Annotated in this window: 15 protein-coding genes; 9 read left to right on the top strand and 6 right to left on the bottom strand. The window is 50.7% G+C overall.

Going from position 1 to position 13626, the window contains the following annotated elements; translation table 11 throughout:
- Positions 1 to 36: 36 nt before the first annotated feature.
- From ACFVTB_RS07100 to ACFVTB_RS07080, 5 genes are all read left to right on the top strand, one after another.
- Positions 37 to 1623 (top strand): copper amine oxidase N-terminal domain-containing protein, encoded by a 1587-nt coding sequence (locus ACFVTB_RS07100; protein WP_387746774.1) that lies wholly within the window; start codon positions 37 to 39, stop codon positions 1621 to 1623.
- Between the two features lie 19 nt (positions 1624 to 1642).
- Entirely contained in the window at positions 1643 to 1984 is a 342-nt protein-coding gene (locus ACFVTB_RS07095; RefSeq protein ID WP_387746772.1) for a thioredoxin family protein, read from the top strand.
- Positions 1985 to 2159: 175 nt separating this feature from the next.
- On the top strand, positions 2160 to 3083 hold the full coding sequence (locus ACFVTB_RS07090) for a COX15/CtaA family protein (protein ID WP_387746771.1): 924 nt from the start codon (positions 2160 to 2162) through the stop codon (positions 3081 to 3083).
- 74 nt (positions 3084 to 3157) lie between these two features.
- Entirely contained in the window at positions 3158 to 3865 is a 708-nt protein-coding gene (locus ACFVTB_RS07085; protein WP_387746769.1) for a Cthe_2314 family HEPN domain-containing protein, read from the top strand.
- A 31-nt stretch (positions 3866 to 3896) separates the two neighbouring features.
- Positions 3897 to 4673 (top strand): SDR family oxidoreductase, encoded by a 777-nt coding sequence (locus ACFVTB_RS07080; protein WP_387747042.1) that lies wholly within the window; start codon positions 3897 to 3899, stop codon positions 4671 to 4673.
- A 75-nt stretch (positions 4674 to 4748) separates the two neighbouring features.
- Here ACFVTB_RS07080 and ACFVTB_RS07075 read toward each other — a convergent pair whose 3' ends face one another.
- The gene (locus ACFVTB_RS07075; RefSeq protein ID WP_387746767.1) at positions 4749 to 4994 is read right to left on the bottom strand and encodes a NifU family protein; all 246 of its coding nucleotides are present in this window, start codon (positions 4992 to 4994) and stop codon (positions 4749 to 4751) included.
- A gap of 92 nt (positions 4995 to 5086) precedes the next feature.
- Here ACFVTB_RS07075 and ACFVTB_RS07070 point away from each other — a divergent pair, with 92 nt between their 5' ends.
- Positions 5087 to 5332, top strand: a complete 246-nt coding sequence (locus ACFVTB_RS07070; protein WP_387746765.1) for a YuzB family protein — start codon at positions 5087 to 5089, stop codon at positions 5330 to 5332.
- 17 nt (positions 5333 to 5349) lie between these two features.
- On the opposite strand, the gene ACFVTB_RS07065 is transcribed toward ACFVTB_RS07070, so the two are convergent.
- Both ACFVTB_RS07065 and mqnE read right to left on the bottom strand, forming a co-directional pair.
- Positions 5350 to 6420 (bottom strand): NAD(P)/FAD-dependent oxidoreductase, encoded by a 1071-nt coding sequence (locus ACFVTB_RS07065; protein WP_387746763.1) that lies wholly within the window; start codon positions 6418 to 6420, stop codon positions 5350 to 5352.
- 73 nt (positions 6421 to 6493) lie between these two features.
- Entirely contained in the window at positions 6494 to 7597 is a 1104-nt protein-coding gene (mqnE, locus tag ACFVTB_RS07060; protein ID WP_387746761.1) for an aminofutalosine synthase MqnE, read from the bottom strand.
- 314 nt (positions 7598 to 7911) lie between these two features.
- On the opposite strand from mqnE, the gene erpA reads away from it, so the two are divergent.
- The 3 genes from erpA to ACFVTB_RS07045 all read left to right on the top strand — a co-directional run bounded on the left by erpA (position 7912) and on the right by ACFVTB_RS07045 (position 10701).
- Positions 7912 to 8268 (top strand): iron-sulfur cluster insertion protein ErpA, encoded by a 357-nt coding sequence (erpA, locus tag ACFVTB_RS07055; protein WP_387746759.1) that lies wholly within the window; start codon positions 7912 to 7914, stop codon positions 8266 to 8268.
- Between the two features lie 409 nt (positions 8269 to 8677).
- The gene (locus tag ACFVTB_RS07050) at positions 8678 to 9835 is read left to right on the top strand and encodes a hypothetical protein (protein WP_387746758.1); all 1158 of its coding nucleotides are present in this window, start codon (positions 8678 to 8680) and stop codon (positions 9833 to 9835) included.
- 350 nt (positions 9836 to 10185) lie between these two features.
- Complete coding sequence (locus ACFVTB_RS07045) at positions 10186 to 10701, top strand: PCYCGC motif-containing (lipo)protein (protein ID WP_387746756.1); 516 nt, start codon at positions 10186 to 10188, stop codon at positions 10699 to 10701.
- A 106-nt stretch (positions 10702 to 10807) separates the two neighbouring features.
- Here ACFVTB_RS07045 and pstA read toward each other — a convergent pair whose 3' ends face one another.
- From pstA to ACFVTB_RS07030, 3 genes are all read right to left on the bottom strand, one after another.
- Positions 10808 to 11719 carry a phosphate ABC transporter permease PstA gene (pstA, locus tag ACFVTB_RS07040; protein WP_387746754.1) on the bottom strand — a complete coding sequence of 304 codons (912 nt, stop codon included), beginning with the start codon at positions 11717 to 11719 and terminating at the stop codon, positions 10808 to 10810.
- Positions 11716 to 12678, bottom strand: a complete 963-nt coding sequence (pstC, locus tag ACFVTB_RS07035; RefSeq protein ID WP_387746752.1) for a phosphate ABC transporter permease subunit PstC — start codon at positions 12676 to 12678, stop codon at positions 11716 to 11718. Before pstC ends, pstA begins: the two co-directional genes overlap by 4 nt.
- Positions 12679 to 12764: 86 nt before the next feature.
- Positions 12765 to 13616 carry a phosphate ABC transporter substrate-binding protein gene (locus tag ACFVTB_RS07030; RefSeq protein ID WP_387746750.1) on the bottom strand — a complete coding sequence of 284 codons (852 nt, stop codon included), beginning with the start codon at positions 13614 to 13616 and terminating at the stop codon, positions 12765 to 12767.
- Positions 13617 to 13626: the final 10 nt, after the last annotated feature.

Below are 13626 nucleotides of genomic sequence, written 5' to 3'. Positions count from 1 at the left end.
TTGATCCAATAGTATCTGGGAGAGGGGTATTGTACATTGAAAAGATTGTTTACATTTAAGAGGGGGCTTGTGCTGCTGCTGGCGCTAACGCTCGTGTTTGCTGCGGGCTGTCAAGCCGTAGCCGGCGTTAACTTGAACGGTGTTTTGAAGAATGTTCTGAAAACGACGTCGATGGAAGGGAAGCAGTCTGTTGAAGTGCAACTGCTTGTCAATGAGAAATCATATGAAGGCATTCCGGAAGAAGAACTTGCACTTATCAAGCTTTTTAGCAAAGTAAAGGTTGATCTTAATAATGTAAAGGTACAGGACCCGTCGAATGCGTCTTATGACGGCAAGCTGGTGTTTGGCGATCAAGTATCGATCGGCTTCTCGGCGAAGATGTCGACGGAAGCGTTGGTTGTCGAGATCGAAGGTGCGAAAGCACCGTTTGTCTTCGATTTGACAGAGGAAGGACTGGCTGCATTTACAGGGCTGTCTGCCGCAGACCTGTCCGGCGTTACGCCTGAACAGCAGCAATCAATAACGGCGCTTGGCTATGAATTGATCGATTCTGCCGGCAGTTACTTGATCGACAATTTGCCAAACCCTGACAAGCTGTCGGTAGCGACAGTGAACGAGCCCATTAATGGCGTATCGACTTCACTCGCTCACATCAAAGCGGAGCTTGATGGTCCAGCGATTTGGGCTTGGATCAAAAAGTACGTAGATGCGCTCGCAGCTGACCAAAAAGGTTTGGAGACGTTCGTGTCGACAGTCGTGAACATTGTCTCCGAGAACGAAGCGGTATGGGCTGCTATCGGAGAAAGCAATCCATTCGCTGCTGGAGCATTGGATGGAGTCACCAAAGAAGAATTGATTAAAGAACTGACAAAGCAGCTTGTAGAAGGCCTTGGCTACCTGCAGGAGCAAATCAAGCTGTTTGAGAAAGAGGATCCGAAGACGCTTGCAGAAATTTTCAATAAGGATTCGTACATAAAGGCGGATCTGTATGTGGATAGCAAGCTGGATGTGCGCAAGCAAATCTTGGAAGCTTCCTTTAAAATTAACGGAGCTGATTTGATCCCGATCGACGGCATCGTCCTCCGCTCGGAGACTGAGCAATGGAATGTGAACGGTAAAGTAACGTCCGATAAGCCGGTCGTTCCAGAGCAATCCATTGCAATCGCCGATCTGTTTGATGCACAAGGCTACCAAGTGCTGCGTCAATTCGACGAGAAATCGGTCGTATACGATCTCTTGAAAAACAAGCTGCACATTGGCAAACAGGAAGTTCGCTTCTATGGATTCGAAGACTATCCAGCGATCGTTACGCCGACTAATGTCACGATCGTACCTCTTCGCGACGTTGCAGAGCAACTGGGCGCTGAGGTCGGCTATAATAAGCAGACGAAAAACGTGACGGTATTCGATGAAGCGACGAACACGACGATCGTCTTGAAAGAAGGATCAAACCAAGTTACAATTAACGGGAAAGCGGTCAAATGGCAATTCCCTGCTACAAGCATTGACGGCGCCTTATACGTGCCGGCAAGAAACTTCGCTGATGCATTGAAAGCGAAAGTGCGCTGGGAAAAAGCCGGCGGCGACTTCAAAACGTTCGTTGTCGACCGTGAAGTAAGCTAAGCCTGGAGGTCATATCAGCATGAACAAGTTGTCAACCGAAGCCGAGTTCCGCGATGCGGTGCAAAGCGAAGGAGTAACCGTTGCCGTATTCAAAACGACCTGGTGTCCGGACTGCCATTTTATTGATCCGTTCATGCCGGAAGTCGAAGAGCATTATAAAGGCGTCATCACCTTCGTCGAGATCGATCGCGACGATTTGCCGGACGTTTGCTCGGAGCTGAATATTCTCGGCATCCCAAGCTTTGTCGCCTTCAAGGGAGGCAAAGAACTTGTTCGTTTCGTCAGCAAGCTTCGTAAATCGCGGGACGAAATTGAGCAGTTTCTTGAACGGGCCGTTCAAGTTTCCGCAAATCTCGCATAACGATCAACAGTGTATCCGTGCGGTCGCAAGACGCCGCACGGATTTTTTCTGCCCTTTCGTAGCACGCTAAGTTTCACTTCCCATTTGCGAAACGTCACATTTTGAACATGGCTTTTGCCAGTTGTTGTCGCTATAATGTGAGGTGTAAACAATACCCGAAAATAGGTGATTTATTATGGTAACCGGCCGTTTTCGCACGTTAGCTATGCTTTCGTGCATCGGAATGCTTCTCGTACTGCTTGCCGGAGCGCTCGTTACGAATACGGAGTCGGGGAGAGGCTGCGGAGACGATTGGCCGCTCTGCAACGGCAAATTTATTCCTTCGTATACGGTGGAATCTTTCATTGAATATTCACATCGTTTAATTACCGGTTTTGAAGGACTGCTCGTACTGGCAGCTTTTTATGCGACTTATCGTCTGTACCGCAACAACAAAGTGGATTTTAAAGAGCCTCTCTATTATGCGGGAGGAGCCTTGCTGTTTACCATTGTTCAGGCGCTTATGGGGGCGGCTGCTGTACTCTGGCCGCAAAGTCCGCCCATTATGGCGATTCATTTCGGCATCTCACTAATCGCCTTTGCTGCGACTCTGCTGCTGGTCATTTGGACGTACCGCGTCAAGAACGGCAAACCGGTGGAGTTCAGCGTACCTAAGTCGATCTATCCAAGGGCGCTGGCCGTCACTGTTTACGCCTATGTTGTCGTATATTTAGGCGCATTCATCCGGCATACGGATTCGGCTGGAGGATGCGAGGGGTGGCCGCTTTGCAACGGTAAAGTAATACCGGAGTTCGAAGGTGCGACAACAAGCGTTTTTATTCACCGTGTAGCGGCGCTTATTCTAGGTCTGGCCATCTTTGGTCTGTACACGCACATTCGCCGCGTATCTAAGAATAAGGCTGGCTTGTCCGTTTCGGCCGCTTGGGCCGTTATTCTAGTCGTTTGCCAAATTTTCAGCGGAGCTTGGCTGACTCATTCGATCGGCAGCGACAACTGGTTTTTATTCACAAGCCTTTTGCATAATTTGATTATTACAGGTCTGTTCGGAATTTTGATCGATTTGCTTATCCGTTCTAAGCGTTTGCAAGAAAAGGAATAAAAGCAGGCTTTCAGTATTCGCAAAACTTTCGTAAAACTTCGCAAACGAAGGACAGAAGGGAGTAGGTCGGCTGCATGCTGCGATTTATGTTCGGTGAGGAAGAGCGGGAGCCGGAAGGAAGCTATGTTGAAGCGATCCGCTTGATGGAGCGTTTCGGCGACCGGCTTCGCGGACTAATCGATTCGGGAAAAGATACCGATCATAAGCTTCGGACCTATGAAGTGTGGACGCTCGGTTTATGCGCTTCGTTGAACGAATTAGAGCAAAGCTGCTATGCGGCTGACCGATTTCGGCGAAAGATTCGTTCCGATTCGACGGAGGATATGGCAGAGGAAGAGTCCATGAATTACAAAAGATACGTATATTTCGATAAGAACGCATTTATACGGATTTTTTCAATTATGGACAAGCTGAGCATTTTATTAAACGATTTGCTTGGGATGAAAACGGAACGTATTAAGGCTCATTTTTCCTACTTTACCGTGCTGCGCAACATGAGGGAGAAAAACGCGCATCCGGCTTTAACATGGAAGCTGAACGACCTCAAAGAGAACTGCAAAGAGCCAATGGGGCGTCTGCGTAAGCGGAGAAATACGGAGATTCATTATATGAATTCGGAAATGCAGGATGATTTGGTTCAACGCCATAAAGGCTACGGCGATGAGGTCAGACTTGAAAATATTGCTCAGCAAGCCGCCGATTTAGAGCAAGGATTTGCGATGGTTACAGAGTCCATGAAACTCACATTCGACTACGCCTGCGGACTACTGCGAACCAGATAGTCTAATCGCGAGGAGGAGAAGGCTCTTGGAGCTGCACGGACGAACCGCGCTAATTACGGGGAGCGCGAAAGGGCTGGGAAAACGCACGGCATTGCAATTGGCTGGGCTTGGCTGCGATGTTGTGCTGAATTATAAAGATAGCAAGGAAGAAGCACAGCGAACGGTAAGCGAAATCGAACGGTTAGGCGTAAGGGCGACGGCGATTCAAGCCGATATTACAACGATCGACGGGGTGAGCCGACTAGCCGAGGAAGCTTCCGCTTGGAACGGGGATATCGACATCCTGATCAATAATGCAGGTCCGTTCGTTCGCGAGCGCCGTCTGTTCGCCGACTCGGATGAAGCAGAGGTGATCCGGCTCGTGAACGGCAATTTAACGGGCGTCATGCTGTTGGATCATAAGCTGCTCCCTGGCATGCGCAAGCGCCGCTGGGGGCGGATTGTTCATTTTGGCTTTGGTCATGCGGGGGAGGCGAGAGCCTGGCCGCATCGGGCCGCTTATGCGGCCGCGAAAACGGGTCTTGTGTCCTTCACGAAGACGCTTGCCGTCGAGGAAGCGCCTTTCGGCATTACCGTCAATATGATTGGTCCTGGTGATATTAAAGGTAGCTTTAAGGAAGCATCCATCGTCGAGACAGCAGGGAAGATAGACGAGGAATCGCCGATCGGAAGGCCAGGCACGGGCGAGGATGTGGCGAGAGTTATAAGCTTTCTTTGTCATCCAAACTCCGATTTTCTAACTGGCAACATTATTAATGTGACCGGAGGCTTCGATCCGATTCGGCCTAATATACATACGAACGGATAAACGGAAAAGAAATAAAGCAACGCAAAAAAAAGCCTGCCGGAAATGAAAACCGGACAGGCTTTTTATGGTTGCCGATTAGAATACTTGAACGACTTCTTGAACGCCTTCGACTTCTTCGAGAAGCGCGCGTTCGATACCGGCTTTCAACGTAATTGTAGAGCTTGGGCAGCTGCCGCAAGCGCCCATCAAACGGAGCTTAACGATGCCGTCCTCCACGTCCACGAGTTCTACGTCTCCTCCGTCGCGTTGCAGGAACGGACGCAATTTATCGAGTACGTCCAGCACTTCATCGTACATAACGTCTTGTGTTTGTTCACTCATTGCATTCATCTCCTTTCTCCCCTATTATAGTACAAAGCGAAGCAATTGAAAATGGATATCAACACTTTAAGGCCAGGTGAAAAAAATTGCAAATGTCTTTGGTGGAATTTTGCGCAGGCAACATGCACCACGGCACCGAACGCGTTATGCAGTCGCTTGAGCGGCATTCGCAAGTACGCGTCGTCGAATACGGCTGCTTGGGCAATTGCGGAGAATGCTACCTGCTTCCATATGCGCTTGTGGACGGTACAATCGTATCCGCAGACGATATCAATCAATTAAATGATAAAATCATGGCTGCGATTGCCGAAACAGGAAAGTCGCCTCGTAGCACATAGTGCCGTGCCACAAGCAGTTATCCGAAATGCCGTTTAGATTTCCAAAGCACGCCGCTTTTGACGAGCCGCGGAATTTTACCGACCAGCGGTGTTTCACCCATCATGCCAAAGCCGCTCTTTTTACCGAGCGAGCCGAGCACGCCCTTCAGCTTGATTTTGCCAAGCTTGGCCGTTCGGTTGTTCCAAACCCCGTGAAGTACCTCGGCAATTTGCTTGCCCTGCGCGCCGGCGGCTTGCCCGCTTGGCGATAAAGGCAGGGAAGCGCAGTCTCCCACAACGTAAACGTCGTTATAATCCGGCAGCTGATGCAGTTCATTTAGAAGGAGGCGGCCTTGGGAATCTTTCGGCAGGTTCATTCGCTGGACGAGCGGAACCGGCTGGATACCTGCCGTCCAGACCGTCACATCGGTTAAAATCTCGCCATGGGCGTTGCAGTCGTGCAGGACGCCTTGTTCCAGCTTGTACAGCGATACGTTGCCGAGCATCTCAACGTCGTGCTCCGTGAACCATCCGGCGACAAATTTCTGCAGTGGACCTGGGAATGCCGAAAGTACGCTCGGCCCCCGGTCGAGGATGCGAATATTTAAGTCAGGCCGGCTTTCACGCAGCTCAGCCGCCACTTCGACGCCGCTCAGACCGCCTCCGATAATGGACACTTGTCCGTAAGGCTTAACGTCGTTGAGCTGCTGATAGGTGCGTCTCGCGGCCGACAACGATTGAATGCTCGTCGAGTATTGCTCGGCACCTTCGATGCCGTGATATTTATCCGTGCACCCGAGTCCGATAATGAGCCATTCGTACGCAAGCGGATCCTGATCCTTCATATATATAAGCTTGTGTTCTAGGTCAAGATCAACAACGTTGCCATACTTCACGGTCAAACGCGGGTCATGCGGGAACTTGACGCGAATCTCCAAGTCGGAGACCGTTCCCGCCGCCAGCGCATAATACTCGGTTTTCAACCCTTGGTAAGGCATTCGGTCGATCATCACAAGCTCGACATCGAGCGGTAATTGCTTTTCAAGCAGTTCCGCCGCAATAGCTTGGCCGCCGTAGCCGCCTCCTAAAATTACTGCTTTTCTGGTCATTTTATTCAGCCCCATCATTCTAGTTGATACTGTTGTTGCGTCATGGTGCTAATATTTGCGGCGGAAGCCGCGATTACTCATAAACCTGAATTTCGTTATAGAACGTATCGCGCTCGACAGGTATGCGACCCGCGCCTTTAATAAGCCAGATCAGATCCTCGCGCGTAATGCCTTCCGGCGTTAATGCGCCTGCGGCATGGCTGATTTTCTCTTTGACAATCGTACCGTGAGCGTCAGATGCGCCCATCGTGAGCGCGACTTGCGTCAGCTGGGTTCCGATATTAATGAAGTACGCTTTAATGTGCTGAATGTTGTCCAGCATGAGCCGGCTGATCGCAATTGTTTTCAAATCCTCGAACGCCGAGTTGCGGCGGCGGATGCCGGCACGCGGATTAATCGGCTGCATCGACAGCGGAATGAACACTTGGAAGCCGTTCGTTTCGTCTTGAAGGTCGCGAATATGGATCATATGACGGACCCGGTCTTCTTTCGACTCGATCGAGCCGTACAGCATCGTCGTATGCGTACGCATGCCGAGTTGATGGGCTGTCCGGTGAACATCCAAGTATTGGCTGACGTCGGCTTTGTCTACGCGCATTTTTTTGCGGTAATGGTCGGATAATATTTCTGCGCCGCCGCCCGTGAGCGATTTCAGTCCGACCTTCATCAGTTCCTGAAGTACCTCTTTATAGCTCAGTCCGCTGATTCGCGAGAAGAAATCAATTTCCGCCGCCGTGTATGCTTTCAGCGTAACGTCCGGGTACTTCTCGTTCAGCGCTTTGAGCGAATCAACATAGTATTGAAAAGGCACATGCGGATTATGACCGCCGACGATATGGAATTCGCGTACGCCTGGGTGGATATGCTGCTCGACGTATTCGATCATTTCAGGTCCGCTAAGCGTGTAGGCGCCTTCCTGGCCCTCATCTTTGCGGAAATTGCAAAATGCGCAATGGGCTTCGCATACGTTTGTAAAGTAAAGACTCATGTTTTCGATAAAATAAACCTTTTTGCCGTTCTTGCGAAGATTCGCCTCGTTCGCCAATTGTCCGATCGTCAGCAGGTCGTCCGATTGGTAAAGGAAGATACCGTCCTCAAGCGAAAGCCGTTCGCCGTTTCTTACTTTCTCTGCGATATCCTGCATTTGTTTGCTGTCGCTTTGCAAAGCGATGTTCATCCGAATTACCTCCCATATAAGCATTTCTATAATCGCATCAACCGGAATAGGAATGCGTTGCTATGATTTGTGAAAAAAAGAACTTTCTTTATAACGCTATAAGCTGACATTATTATAAACCTGTTCCTGAACAGGGGCAACCATAAAAGGCAATGAAAACCGAATACAAATTTACCCGAACGGAAACGGTTCCGACGGGCATTCCACTCTTGAGGAAGCGATAGAAGAGGAGTATACTACAAGTAACGGAGGCGCTATGCCGCCGTATTGGCATAACAGTCATCAGCGGGCGCTGAATGATAGGAGGAAAAGGCATGATTACAATTACAGATTCGGCTACGGATAAAATAAAAGAAATGCTCGAAGAGGAAGCTACACCGGGCTTGTTCCTGCGCATCGGCGTGAAGGAAGGCGGCTGCAGCGGCTTCTCCTACGGAATGGGTTTCGACGACGAGCAGCATGACAACGACCAAACGATGGAGCTGTTCGGCTTGAAAGTGGTCGTTGACGACGACAGCTTGAAATATTTGAACGGCTTGAACATCGATTGGAAGGAATCTGCTATGGGCGGAGGCTTCACGATCGAGAACCCGAATGCAACTCGCACATGCGGCTGCGGTTCGTCATTCCGCACGGCGGAAGCGGCGGGCAAGCCGGATAGCGATTGCTAAGTAAGTTTATCGAAGCGTTTGGCTTATCTATTAATAACAGCCTTGAATGAAGGTTGCGAATGACGTAAAAAAACCTCCCGATACGTGGTGATTGCTAATCACTTACTATCGGGAGTTTTTTTATTTGTAAAGATTTTTAGTTTGTATCCGATTCTACGATTGTCATATAGACAACAACAGCCCCGGATTGCCAAAACAAGAACTTATGTTCTATTATAGAAGACAATGGAAGTTGTTTTTCCTAAGGTACACTCAGAAGGTGTAATCGTAATGAGCAAAACGGCTTTGCTCATTATCGACGTTCAGAATGGCATGTTCGACGAAGCTGCTGCGGTTTTTCACCAAGCAGCGGAAGGCGGAAGAAATCGTATTTGGGTAACGAATTGAAATCGGGAGGAGAACAGAGGACTTGGATAAGAATAATCGATCGGAAGATATCGCCTTTGTTTTGGCTGAGTATGCGCTAACTCAGGATAATCATCGCGATCAGTTGATGATGGTTTTTGATTTGGAATTTGGCTTGAAGGGTGAACTAACAGAGGAGAAGCTGCAAGCGATGGACGAGAGCGGCTTTCGGACGATTGTCGGGGTGATGAAAGGTTTAATGATGACTCGCGAGTATGTACCCGATATAATAAATGCCTATAGTCATACCGATGTCCAATATTTACAGTCACAAGTGAGTTTCGGCTATCATCAAGAAGAGGAGCCGCCGCTTTCGGTGACAGATGAGCACTATGGCGCCTACGAAGTTCCGCCCACGATGCGGAAGCTAATCGAACTGGAGCAGGAAATGGGCAAAGCGATGGATAGGCAGTTGGGCCTTTGCCTCACCCGATCGGATTTTCGTTACATAAGTACGCCGCCGGACTTTATTCCGTTCGCTACCCCGGGCGTTGACGGCATACACTACTGCTTCGCGACCGACTTCGGATCGGTGCCGAACTTGGAAGAAGCAAATATAGCCGTCGTATCGCCGATGGATTTCGGAGATGCGGTATGGTTTGTCGCCCGCAACCTTCACGATTTCCTACGAATCGTTTGCACGGACGGCGACGTTCTCTACAATAACTTTAAAACCAGGGATGCCTACTTGGCGTATACGAAGAGAAGGGAAGCGGCAAGAGCGGAACCTGGTTACAAAGCCGAAGATAATAAGCGAGTACAAGCGCACGACCGACTGAGAGCGGCTTTCGGCTTGTCCGACATAACGGATTTGGCTGACTATATGGACGGCTTGAAACGGGAGAGAATGGCTAAAGCGGCGGTCATGACGCGGGATACGATCGGCGTAATGCCCTTACGGCGGGGAGAGGGAGACGGACCATCGGCTGAGCGGACTGAGCCCCCAATGATCGAAAAGATCCCTCAGGACGAGCGAGAGCTCACGGAAGCGTTTGCGAAGGCGGCGACGTCCGAGCTTAAGCTTGCGATTGTACGAGAGCTGCAATATGACAATGCGCTGTATGATAATCAGAGCATGCTGCTGATCTGCATGCGAGAGCTGGAGCGGTTAGGTCTAAGAGACGAGCGAAACCGTTTGGAGGAGGCGTCTAAGAGAGGCTAGTGAGACGGCAAAGACCTCCTTTTTGGAATATGGATGGACAAGCCCGCTCAGAAGAATGCCGAGCGATATCCTCAATTTTAGAATAAATAACCGGTTACACTGGCAATGACAACGAGCAAGCCAACGGCGGAAAGGCTGATGAGCAACCTTTTTTCCCAATAAGTCAACCGGATCTCCCCCTTTCTATCATTAAATGGCGGCAGCGTCCAGAAGGTTCTTCTGACTTTGTGGGACAAGCGTCTCTTCTGTAATAAAGGGGCCAAACCTGCTATGATAGAGCGGATAAGAGCGGAACGGCGCAGGGCCGCGCAGGTATGCCCGCCCGTCCCGAAGTGAAAGGAATCGATAACGTGAGAAAACAGCTATTATTTGGCATTCTAATGAGTCTGATACTGGTTTTAACAGCTTGCGGGGGCAGTGCGAAGAAGCCAAGCGGCGGAAACATCGAGCATGATGGCCATGCCGATCATGGCGTACATACCGCAAGCGGCGATTTGCAAGAGGAAACCGCCTCGGCGCGCGTGCTTCCATCATTTCTGGATAGCCAGAGCGACGACATCCGTCTTGTGTACGCTGCGGCCGGTCAAGCCGCCGACGTGCTGGAGTGGATTCCGTGCTACTGCGGCTGCGGAGACAGCGTCGGTCACAAGAGCAGCTTGAATTGCTTTATCGCCGAAATCAAAGAAGACGGATCGGTCATTTGGGACGATCACGGCACGCGCTGCGGCGTTTGCTTGAAAATTGCAGCCCAATCGATGAGCATGAAGCAGGAAGGCAAAACGAATCTAGAAATTCGCAATTTCATCGACGAAACGTATAAGAAAGGCTTTGCCGCTCCGACGGATACAAAGATGCCGACGGCATAAAAGAAAAAGAGGTTGTTTGACTGGCACATCGCCATCGAACAACCTCTTCGTATGATTAGGCCAATCGGATATTCCGGTTGGCCTATGCCTATTCATATGAGCTGAACTAGCCGCGCAGCTTCCGTGCACTGATCCACAGCGGGAGGCGGAACAGTAAATTAATCGCAAGTACGACGAATACGAGCACCGCAGCAGCTTTTTGCGCGATTTCCCGTGCATCGGGCACGATCGCTTCGGATTGGACGTACCAAAGGTGGACGGCGAGCGTTTCGCCAGGCGAGAACAGACTGAAGTCCCACATCGCTCCCGAGGTTGTAACACCCGCGGTAAGAATGATAACGGCGCTCTCGCCGAAGGCGCGGCCTGCCGTCAAGCAAATGCCAGTGATAAGTCCGCTTGCGGCAGCCGGTACCAGCGCCTTTACGATCGTCTGCAAATGAGTGGCCCCAAGCGCAAAGCTGGCGCTCTTCAATTCCTTCGGCACGGCGCGAATCGATTCCTCGGTTACCCGGGTCAGGACAGGCAGGTTAAGGAAGGCGAGGCTGACGGCACCGCCGAGGATCGTGAGACCGATTTGAAACATCTCAACGAACAAGGCGATGCCGAACAGGCCGAAAATGATCGACGGGACGGAAGCCAAGCCCTCGACGCAAATCCGAATAAAACCAATCCACTTGTTATCCGGGGCAAATTCCGCCAAGTAGATGCCGGCTGCCATGCCAAGCGGAATCGAGATAATAAGCGACAAGATCAAAATATAGAAGGAATTGAACAGCGTCGGTCCAATGCCGCCGCCCTCGTCGATTTCACTTGGAAGGCCGAATAGAAAATCCCAGCTCAGCTTAGGCAGACCTTCCTCCAAAATAAGAAACAACAGGCCGAAAATAAAGAGCGCCGCTGCGATCCCGATCGCCCAGACAAGCCAGCTGAATAGACGGTTGTTCCATTTGTTCGCGCCGCCCGGCTTACGGAATGGATTCGGAACGGCGGCCGTTCCGCTTGCGTTTTGCAGTTTCATCCTTGGGGTCCCCCTTTCCGCTGAAGCCAGCGTACGGTAACGATCATCAGCAGTGAAATAACGAGCAGCAGGAAGCCCATTAAATAGAGGGAATAGTTCCATGTTGAGTCAAAAGGCACGTTAGAAATTTGCATAACGATGTTGCTCGTCAGAACGGATGTTGGCTTCAGCAGGCTGTCGGCCAACTGCGCCGTATTGCCGATAACCATGACGACGGCCATCGTTTCGCCGATCGCCCGCGCCATACCGAGTATAACGGCGTACATGATGCCGCTGCGTGCGGACGGAAGCAGCACTTTCCAGACCGTTTGAAAGCGGGTCCCGCCTAGTGCGTACGAAGCATCGCTAAATTTGCGCGGAACGGCGGAAATCGCATCATCGCTAATACGGCTGATTGTCGGCAGCACCATAATCGTGAGAACGAGCGATGCGGCCAACAGACCGTCGCCCATGCCGCTGCCAGTGACATTCCGAATTAACGGAATGAGTACGGTAAGCCCCAAATAACCGTAGACGACGGAAGGAATGCCGACAAGCAAATCCAAAACAGGACGGAGCGCGTTCTTGAGCCAGCTAGGCACGAATACGGAAAGAAAGACGGCAATCATAATCGAGAGCGGCACGCTAATGAGCAGCGTGAGCGCGGTCAGAGCGAACGTTCCGAATATAAAGATAAGCGCTCCGTACTGTTCCTCCATCGGATTCCAATTGGCCGAGAGGAAAAAGTCGGCGAACGAAATATGACTGAAGGTCATAATGCCGGTGCGGAACATGAGCAGCAAAATAAGCACAAGCACAAGGCAAACGAAGCAAGCGCTGGCAATGCAGGCCCAACGGAAAAAGCGGTTCATCGCAAACAGGCGGCGTTTGCGGTCGAACGGCTTGCCGCTTCCGGTCGTAAGGCTGCCGCCAAGCTCGGAACGGGAAAGCGTTGGGCGGGAGGCAGCGGATTCTAACATGGGTTATCGGCTCCTTTATAAGAAAAACGGCCGGCTGCCATCGTTCATACGCGGTGCCGGCCGCTTCTCGAGAATTCGTCTTACGATTACTTCATTGCCGAAATCGGAATGAATTTCAGCTTTTTCAGCGATCCGTTTTGGAACTTGGCGCTTTGGACATACTCGATGAATTCCTTCGTTGCGCCTTTTGGTTCGCCTTTTGTCATGTAGTAGCCATAGCCCCAAACTTTGTATTTGCCATTGATGACGTTTGCTTCCGTAGGAGCCACGTCGTTAACGCTGAGAGCGGTCATTTTGTCGGTAACGTAAGCAAGGTCCATATAACCGATGGCGTTAGGCGTTGTTTCGATTGCAGTTTTCATGTCGCCGCTCGTTTTCACTTCTTTGTAGTTGTTGCCTTTGGTCATAAAGTCTACGCCGCCGAGCGCTTTGTCTTGGAAATTGACGCGCGTGCCGGAGCCGAATGTACGGTTGACAACGATAATGTCCGCGTCTTTGCCGCCTACGTCTTTCCAGTTGGTTACTTTGCCGGAGAAGATGTCTTGCAGCTGTTTTGTTGTCAGGTTGGTTACCGAAACGTTTTTATTAACGACAGTCGCGAAAGGAATGACTGCAACTTTGTGAGCGACTTGGCCGTCGAACTTTTTAAAGCCTGGAACATCCTTCGTTGCGTCCCAGTCTACAGCGCCGATATCGGCGATGCCTTTGCGTACCGCTTGAGGGCCAGTGATCGAGCCAGCGGCGGATGCGGAAATTTTCACTTTCGGGTGGAGCTTCTTGAATTCATTGGCTGCTTGCAGCGTAAGCGGGAGCAGGGCGGACGAGCCGTTGATTACAACTTTGCCGCTCAATTTGCTTGCCGCATCAACGACAGGCACTGCGCTAAATCCGATTGCGGCGATGAGCGCCGCGATAGTCAATTGTTTAAACCATTTCATAGCTAAATTC

Source organism: Paenibacillus sp. NPDC058071 (genome assembly GCF_042885235.1).
Taxonomy (GTDB): domain Bacteria; phylum Bacillota; class Bacilli; order Paenibacillales; family Paenibacillaceae; genus Pristimantibacillus.
This window is presented reverse-complemented; position numbering and strand designations above follow the sequence as displayed.

Excerpts from the sequence above, each read along its gene's own strand:
- ACFVTB_RS07095 (WP_387746772.1), top strand. The coding sequence starts at position 1,643 with ATGAACAAGTTGTCAACCGAAGCCGAGTTCCGCGATGCGGTGCAAAGC.
- ACFVTB_RS07090 (WP_387746771.1), top strand. The coding sequence starts at position 2,160 with ATGGTAACCGGCCGTTTTCGCACGTTAGCTATGCTTTCGTGCATCGGA.
- ACFVTB_RS07085 (WP_387746769.1), top strand. The coding sequence starts at position 3,158 with ATGCTGCGATTTATGTTCGGTGAGGAAGAGCGGGAGCCGGAAGGAAGC.
- ACFVTB_RS07075 (WP_387746767.1), bottom strand. The coding sequence starts at position 4,994 with ATGAGTGAACAAACACAAGACGTTATGTACGATGAAGTGCTGGACGTA.
- ACFVTB_RS07070 (WP_387746765.1), top strand. The coding sequence starts at position 5,087 with ATGTCTTTGGTGGAATTTTGCGCAGGCAACATGCACCACGGCACCGAA.
- ACFVTB_RS07065 (WP_387746763.1), bottom strand. The coding sequence starts at position 6,420 with ATGACCAGAAAAGCAGTAATTTTAGGAGGCGGCTACGGCGGCCAAGCT.
- mqnE (WP_387746761.1), bottom strand. The coding sequence starts at position 7,597 with ATGAACATCGCTTTGCAAAGCGACAGCAAACAAATGCAGGATATCGCA.
- erpA (WP_387746759.1), top strand. The coding sequence starts at position 7,912 with ATGATTACAATTACAGATTCGGCTACGGATAAAATAAAAGAAATGCTC.
- pstA (WP_387746754.1), bottom strand. The coding sequence starts at position 11,719 with ATGAAACTGCAAAACGCAAGCGGAACGGCCGCCGTTCCGAATCCATTC.
- pstC (WP_387746752.1), bottom strand. The coding sequence starts at position 12,678 with ATGTTAGAATCCGCTGCCTCCCGCCCAACGCTTTCCCGTTCCGAGCTT.
- ACFVTB_RS07030 (WP_387746750.1), bottom strand. The coding sequence starts at position 13,616 with ATGAAATGGTTTAAACAATTGACTATCGCGGCGCTCATCGCCGCAATC.